The 7173-nt window shown below is 64.7% G+C and carries 5 protein-coding genes; 4 read left to right on the top strand and 1 reads right to left on the bottom strand.

What is annotated here, in order from left to right:
- The first annotated feature begins 565 nt into the window (after positions 1–565).
- Complete coding sequence (locus tag G559_RS0127460; protein ID WP_028631305.1) at positions 566–1162, top strand: NADPH-dependent FMN reductase; 597 nt, start codon at positions 566–568, stop codon at positions 1160–1162.
- A gap of 13 nt (positions 1163–1175) precedes the next feature.
- On the opposite strand, the gene G559_RS0127455 is transcribed toward G559_RS0127460, so the two are convergent.
- A complete protein-coding gene (locus G559_RS0127455; RefSeq protein WP_036997944.1) occupies positions 1176–2468 on the bottom strand; it encodes a sigma-54-dependent transcriptional regulator in 1293 nt (430 codons plus the stop codon).
- A 217-nt stretch (positions 2469–2685) separates the two neighbouring features.
- Between G559_RS0127455 and G559_RS0127450 the strand changes: the two genes are divergently transcribed.
- From G559_RS0127450 to G559_RS0127440, 3 genes are all read left to right on the top strand, one after another.
- Complete coding sequence (locus tag G559_RS0127450; RefSeq protein WP_028631303.1) at positions 2686–3789, top strand: GNAT family N-acetyltransferase/peptidase C39 family protein; 1104 nt, start codon at positions 2686–2688, stop codon at positions 3787–3789.
- Between the two features lie 84 nt (positions 3790–3873).
- Entirely contained in the window at positions 3874–5748 is a 1875-nt protein-coding gene (locus G559_RS0127445) for a di-heme-cytochrome C peroxidase (RefSeq protein WP_028631302.1), read from the top strand.
- A 53-nt stretch (positions 5749–5801) separates the two neighbouring features.
- Positions 5802–6953 (top strand): catalase family protein, encoded by a 1152-nt coding sequence (locus tag G559_RS0127440; RefSeq protein ID WP_028631301.1) that lies wholly within the window; start codon positions 5802–5804, stop codon positions 6951–6953.
- The last annotated feature ends 220 nt before the right edge of the window (positions 6954–7173 follow it).

The raw sequence follows: 7173 nt of genomic DNA, 5'->3' as shown, positions 1-7173 counted from the left end.
TGGCTATGTCTGCGTTAAGTGTTGCTAGAACGTCCTTCGCCAAGTTGATTGCCGAGTTCTGCGGATGTTTCTGGTTTCGCCTTCCCAGGCGAGTCTCTTTTGGCAGTCGCCCCAAAAGAAACCAAAAGGGCTTGCCCCACCATCCGGCCCGACTTCGTCGGGTTCCCTCCCTCCATCGTTGCTCCGGGGGCCCGGCGCGAGGGGCCATCCATGGCCCCACACGCCTCTCGCGGCATCCATGCCGCTCGCCCCCCCTGCGCAACGATTCCACTCAGCCTCCTGAAGGGGCGTAGTCGCTGCCCCACCACGTCTGCCCGGTGTCAGGCCCGTGTGGGCTTCAGGATGGTTCGTGCCTCGCCGGCGCTCACCAGCGCCGTTCCGCTTCTCTGCGGGGGCGAATTCATTCGCCAAGCAGACCGCAGGTCTGCCCAAGAGCCCGAGCCAGCTACATATCCCCCGCCCCGACCTTCATTGGCACCATCCGCACCTCGGACTGACGTCCACTCCCTTGCCGGCTCGTACGCCGCCCGCTAGCCTGCCCGCGGTCTAAACAAGGAACCCCCAGATGCTGAACATCGTCCTGATCGCCGGCTCCAGCCGCGCCAACAGCCAATCGGGCAAGGTCGCCCGTTTCATCCGCCAGCGCCTGATCGAACTCGACAAGGCCAGCCCCAGCTCCTGCAGCATCATCGACCTCGGCGAAGGTCCGCTGCCCCTGTGGCCGGCCGAAGACACCGGTCCCTGGAGCGAATACCAGCAGCAATTGCGTGACGCCGACGCGGTAGTCGTCATCGCCCCCGAGTGGAACGGCATGGCCTGCCCGGCCATCAAGAACTTCTTCATCTACGCCAGCAAAGCCGAACTGGCGCACAAGCCGGGCCTGCTGGTTGGCGTCTCCTCCGGCATTGGCGGTGGCTACCCGATCAGCGAGCTGCGCGCCTCCAGCTACAAGAACTGCCGCCTCTGCTACCTGCCGGAGCACCTGATCATTCGTGGCGTGGAGAAAGTCCTGAACGACGTCGAGCCGGTGAGTGAAGACGACCAGCGCATCCGCGCACGCATGGACTACGACCTGGACATCCTCGCCCGCTACGCCGAAGCGCTGAAGCCGGTTCGCGAAGCCATCGACATGAGCATCCCGGCCTTCGCCAACGGCATGTAAACGCGGCAGTGCGCTACAGCAACTGATGCTTATGCAGCAGCCGATAGAACGTCGGCCGCGATACCCCCAGCACCTTGGCCGCATGGCTGAGGTTGCTGCTGTAGTGGGCCAGCGCGTCGCACAACGCCTGGTACTCGGCCCGCCGCTTGTAGTCTTCCAGCGTGCCCAGCAAGGCACCGTCCACTGGGGCACTCTGCAACCCCAGGTCATCCGCTTCGATCGGTCCGCTCTCGGCCAAGGCATAGCCGCGCCTTACCCGGCTGGCGAGTTCGCGTACGTTGCCGGGCCACCGGTGGCGAGACATCGCGGCCAGGGCCTCCTCACTGAAATGACTGGCTCGGCGCCCGGCCTCCAGACTGTAAAGATCAGCGAAGTATCCGGCCAGCAGGGCGATATCGCCCTGGCGTTTGCGTAGCGGCGTGATCAGCAAGCGGTTCTGTTCCAGCCACTGACGCATCGCGGCATGGAAACGCCCCTGCTCCACCATCTCGCCCAGTTCCTCCCGCGTTGAGGCCAGTACCCGCACATCCAGCGTCAGCACCTCGCCGTCGGCATGGCGCAGGGTCTTGGCGCGCAAGCAGGTCAAGAGTCGCTCCTGATGACTCAGGGGCAGCTCATGAATGGCATCGAGGAACAGGGTGCCGCCATTGGCAGAAGCCAGCTTGCCCTGATGGCCGAACAGCAGGTTCGCGGTTTCCGGTTCCGGCAGCACACCGCACTTGAAACTGACGAATGGTCCGGCCACCCGTCGCGACATCCGGTGCAGTGTGCGCGCCACCAATTCCTTGCCGCTGCCGCTTTCACCCAGGATCAGCACGGGCTTCTCGCTCGGCCCCAGGCGCGACAGTTGCTTGCGCAGCTCGCGCAGCGGCCGGCTCTGCCCCAGCAGCTCATGCTGGTCGCCGCGGCGATTGCCGATGCCGCGCAAGCGGGCAATGCCGATGGCGCGCCCCAACAGGCCCTGCAGGCGCGGCATGTCCACCGGCAGCGTCAGGGCATCGAAGAACCACTCACCGATGAACTCGTCCAGCCCCGACACCGGCTCGGTCAACGGATCGACCAGGGCGATCCATTCCGTACCGCTGCGGCTAATCAGGTGCTTGACCCCTTCCGGACGCTCCAGGTGGCCGCCGCGCAAGCGCAGCAGACCGATGTCGTAGCTCGCTGCAAGCGCCGCATCCAGGCTCTGGCTGGAGACTGACCAACCGGCTTCTTCCAGGTGCGGGAGGATCCGCCGGCAGTGGTCGCAAGGGTCGACCAACATGAGACGTCGCGGTGCGGAGGAGATAGATTCCACGATGAACATTCCTTGACGTCAAAAAATTGATTTATCAATAAAAACAATAGGTTGTGACGGCCATTTGTAACGCTAGCAAGAACCTTGGCGGTCTTTGGAACGTTTCTCTATAAGGGCAATTTCCCTTCGCGCTTTCGTCTGGCCCCCACACCCCGGAAGCGTCTCGACAGCGTTCCAATCAAGGCCAATACTCGGGCGACTCCTTCCCTGCCTTGCGGGGCCTGCCATGAACCTGCTTCTGCGTACCGCCACGCTCGACGACCTGTCGGCGCTGGTGGAGCTTGAGAGTCGCTGTTTCGAGGTTGCCCGCCTCGGCCGGCAACAGTTCCGCTGGATGATGGTGGAAGCCAACGCCCACCTCACGGTCGTCGAGGGCGACGGCCACTCCCTCCTGGGTTATGCCCTGGTGCTGTTTCGCCAGGGCAGCACACTGGCCCGCCTCCACTCCATCGCCACCGACCCCCGTGCACGCGGCAACGGCATCGGTCAACGTCTGCTGGAAGCGGCCGAAACCGCCGCCCGTGAGCATGACTGTGCCTACTTGCGACTGGAGGTGTGCGTGGACGATCGCCAGCCCGTAGCCCTGTTCGAGCGCAATGGCTACAGCAACCTGGGGCTGTTGACGGACTTCCTCCCCGGCCACCGCGATGCCCTGCGCATGGAGAAGCGCGTGGTGCAGCATCCGCAAGCCTTGCAGCGCCACGTTCCGTACTACCACCAGACCACCGAGTTCACCTGCGGCCCCGCGTGCCTGCTGATGGCCATGGGCGCCCTGGACGGCGTCGTGCCCGGCAACCACCAGGACGAGCTGCGCCTCTGGCGCGAAGCCAGCAGCGTACACATGCCCGGCGGCCACGGCGGCTGCAGCCCACATGGCCTTGCGCTGGCGGCCTGGAGACGCGGTTACCGGGTCAGGCTGCACCTGAGCGACCAGGGACCACCGTTTCTCGATGAGGTACGCGACGCCGGCAAACGCGACGTGATCCGCCAGGCACACGACGATTTCTGCAGCGCCCTGAAGGACACCGACATCGAGCAGCATCTGGGCGAAGAGCTGGACCTGCGCCCACTGCTGGCGTCCGGTGGCCAGCCCCTGGTGCTGGTAGACGGCCATCGCCGCAGCCGCAGCCGCGCCCCCCACTGGGTCCTGGTCACCGACTGCGACCGCAATTTCATCTACCTGCACGACCCCAACGCCGAGCGCAGCTTGCAGCGACGCCCACAGGACTGCCAGCACGTCCCGGTCACCCATCGGGAATTCGAGCGCATAAGCCACTTCGGTCAGGGTAAGCAGCGTGCGGCAGTGGTGCTCTACCCGCGAGGGACTTAGCGCTATTGCGTAGTAGCACCTTGCCAACACCCCAACCGATTGGCATAACGTAGGCAATTTCAGCAAGCTACAAGGAAGTATCTGATGCGCGCTCTCCGCCGTGTCCTTTGGCTGGTGCTATTTCTCCTGCTCGCAGGCCTTGCGGTTGTCCTTTACTACATTGCCAACCCCAATCTTCCGGCCTACCAGGCACCTAACCAGCTGCACTACCTGGACCAATGGAGCGACCAGGAGCGCCAGACCTACTACTACACCCCCCAGGGCACGACGGTTAAGGGGCTGCGCTACGCGTGGTTCACCGCCCTCGAGTTACCCTTCTCCCGCGACAAGTTCGCCCATCCGGACTACCTGGCGCGCTTCGGTTTCCTGATAGACCCGCAGCAGAAACCCACGCCGCTGAACCCTGGCAACCTGCCGGTGGGCATGGCTCGCCACGAAGACGAGAAGACCGGCGCGCAGTACCTGGACATCAGCTGCGCCGCCTGCCACACCGGAGAACTGCGCTACAAAGGCCAGGCGGTGCGTATCGACGGCGGGGCCGCCCTGCACTCCCTGGCCTCCACCGTCCCCACCCTGCGCGGTGGCAGCTTCGGCCAGGCACTGGGCATGAGCATGGCCTTCACCTACTACAACCCGCTGAAGTTCAACCGCTTCGCCGAGACTGTGCTGGGCGAGCGCTACCCCGACGGCAAGAGGGAACTGCGCAGCGAGTTCAAGAAAGTCCTCGACCGCCTGCTCGGTACCGCCTGGAACGACACCCATCGCGGCCTCTACCCCACCGAAGAAGGCTTCGGCCGCACCGACGCCTTCGGCCGCATCGCCAACAGCGTCTATGGCGACGCCATCAGCCCGGACAACTACCGGATCGCCGACGCCCCGGTGAGCTACCCGCACCTCTGGGATATCTGGAAGTTCGACTGGGTGCAGTGGAACGGTTCGGCCATGCAGCCCATGGCCCGCAACATCGGCGAAGCCCTCGGCGTAGGCGCCAGCCTGCACCTGTTCCAGCCGGACGGTGGACAGGTGCCGGAAGCCGACCGCTACGCCTCCAGCGTGCGCGTGCGTGACCTCCATACCCTGGAAGAAACCCTGAAGAAACTCACCCCGCCCACCTGGCCGGAAGCCGTCCTCGGCAAAGTGGACCTGGCTCGCGCAAGCCAGGGGCGCGCACTCTTCGTCGAGAACTGCGCCTACTGCCACGCCCCTAACGTCGTGCCGCCGGAGCAACGCATGGCCCCCGGCCGCGACCCGGAATGGCACATGCGCATCGTGCCCATCGACATCATCGGCACCGACTCCACCACGGCCGACAACATCGCCGACCACCGCTTCGACATCAGCAAACTGGGCTGGACCCACGAGCAACTGGCCAAGCTCGACGTCAAGCTGTTCGGCGCCAAGCTGGACCAGGTGGATTTCAGCAACATCTCCAGTGCCAAGGGCCTGGCCTACATCACCGCCTTCGTTGAAGACCAGGCCTACAAGCAAGCCGGCATCTCCGGTGACGAACGCGCTCGCATGGACGGTTTCGGCCTGCCCATCGGCGTGCAGGAAAAGCGCGGCTACAAGGCGCGCCCGCTGGACGGCATCTGGGCCACGCCGCCGTTCCTGCACAACGGCTCGGTCCCGACCCTGTTCCAACTGCTCTCGCCGATCACCGAGCGGGTCAGCCAGTTCAATGTCGGCAGCTTCGAGTACGACCCGAAATTCGTGGGCTTCCAGACCTCGGCGTTCCCCGGCAGTTTCCTGCTGGACACCACCATCAAGGGCAACGGCAACCACGGGCATGAGTTCCGCGATGGCTGCCGCAAGGACGGTGTGATCGGCCGCGCCCTGTCGCCGGACGAGCGCCTGGCACTGATCGAATACCTCAAGGTTCTGGGCAACCCGGCACTGGAAGGCCAACTCACACCAGTCGAAGCCAGGCCCTGGACACCCGGCCCGGACTGCGCGGGTTAGGACCAGGTTCCTGACCACGCCCCGACTGCAGCAGACAAAGGACTCAAGCACCCATGCTCAAGCGCTTCTGGCTCTGGCTCGGCCGAGTACTCGGCAAACTCCTGCTCTTCGTGCTGGTCGTCGGCCTCATCGGCTGGCTGGCGGGTGAGGCTTACTACGGCTGGAAATTCTCCGGCCCGGTCGCCACCGAAGAGGTCATTCCCGCCGATGAGGCCGCGCAGACCCGCGCCATCATCGACGACGCCGTGCGCATCGTCGAACAACACCGCGACAACACCCGTGTACTGCGCGACGCCCACGCCAAGGCCCATGGCTGCGTGAAGGCGGAAGTCAGCGTACTGCCGAACCTCGATGGCGACCTGCGCGCCGGCGTCTTCGCCGAACCAGGCAAGACCTGGCAGGCCTGGATGCGCCTGTCCAACGGCAATGCCTACCCGCAATTCGACAGCGCGCGCGACGCTCGTGGCATGGCGATCAAGCTGCTCGACGTGCCTGGCGAGAAACTGATGAAGAGCCCGACGCACGCCAACGAACAGGACTTCGTGATGTTCAACCATCCGGTGTTCTTCGTGCGCGACGTGGCCCAGTACCGGCAGAACTTCAACGCCCAGGCCAATGGCGAGAAGGTCGGTGCCTTCTTCCCCAGCTGGGACCCACGCAGCTGGGAAATCCGCCACTTGGTCATTGCCCTCAAGACCCTGGCTCCAGCACCGGACAGCCCGGTCAGTGCCACCTACAGCTCGATCTCGCCGTACAAGCTGGGCGAAGCGAACATCAAGTACCGGGTCATCCCCGACCCGCAGAGCTGCCCGCCTTACCAGCTGCCGGAACAGAACACCGCGCTGCCCAACTTCCTGCGCAACGCCCTCTACCAGCAACTGTCGCTGGACCGGGTGCCGGCCTGCTTCGCGCTCCAGGTTCAGAAGCAGAACGCCCAGCACTACATGCCGATCGAAGACACCAGCGTGGAGTGGGACGAGTCCATCTCGCCCTTCGTGACCGTTGCCACCATCAAGGTCCCGGCCCAGGACTTCGACAGCCGCGAGCAGAACCTCGCCTGTGACAACCTGTCCTTCAACCCTTGGCATGGCCTGCCCGAACACCGCCCCATCGGCGGCATCAACCGACTGCGCAAGGCGGTCTACGAAGCGGTGAGCGCGTATCGCCATGAACGCAACGAAGCGAGTGACGCGACCGCGCCCTGACGTGTGGGCGCGATCGTTTTCGTAGGGGCGAATTCATTCGCCAAGCAGAACGAAGTCCTGCCCATCGGTCCGATTGGGGCAGCTGCGCTGCCCCCACCCATCAGCCCACCGCAGCTAGGCCTCGCACGGGTGCTAGCCTTTCCTCTTACCCACCGGGCGCCAGAGCCCGCCCGGCGTAGTGCCTACGGGCCACACCTTCAACCGCGGAACAAGCCCGAGG

The organism is Metapseudomonas resinovorans DSM 21078 (genome assembly GCF_000423545.1).
Lineage (GTDB): Bacteria > Pseudomonadota > Gammaproteobacteria > Pseudomonadales > Pseudomonadaceae > Metapseudomonas > Metapseudomonas resinovorans.
The sequence above is the reverse complement of the archived record's forward strand: the minus strand, read 5'-3'. Positions and strand labels throughout refer to the sequence as shown.

Bases quoted from the DNA above. Each gene is read 5' to 3' on its own strand.
- G559_RS0127455 (WP_036997944.1), bottom strand. From the start codon at position 2,468: ATGTTCATCGTGGAATCTATCTCCTCCGCACCGCGACGTCTCATGTTG.
- G559_RS0127440 (WP_028631301.1), top strand. From the start codon at position 5,802: ATGCTCAAGCGCTTCTGGCTCTGGCTCGGCCGAGTACTCGGCAAACTC.
- G559_RS0127460 (WP_028631305.1), top strand. From the start codon at position 566: ATGCTGAACATCGTCCTGATCGCCGGCTCCAGCCGCGCCAACAGCCAA.
- G559_RS0127450 (WP_028631303.1), top strand. From the start codon at position 2,686: ATGAACCTGCTTCTGCGTACCGCCACGCTCGACGACCTGTCGGCGCTG.
- G559_RS0127445 (WP_028631302.1), top strand. From the start codon at position 3,874: ATGCGCGCTCTCCGCCGTGTCCTTTGGCTGGTGCTATTTCTCCTGCTC.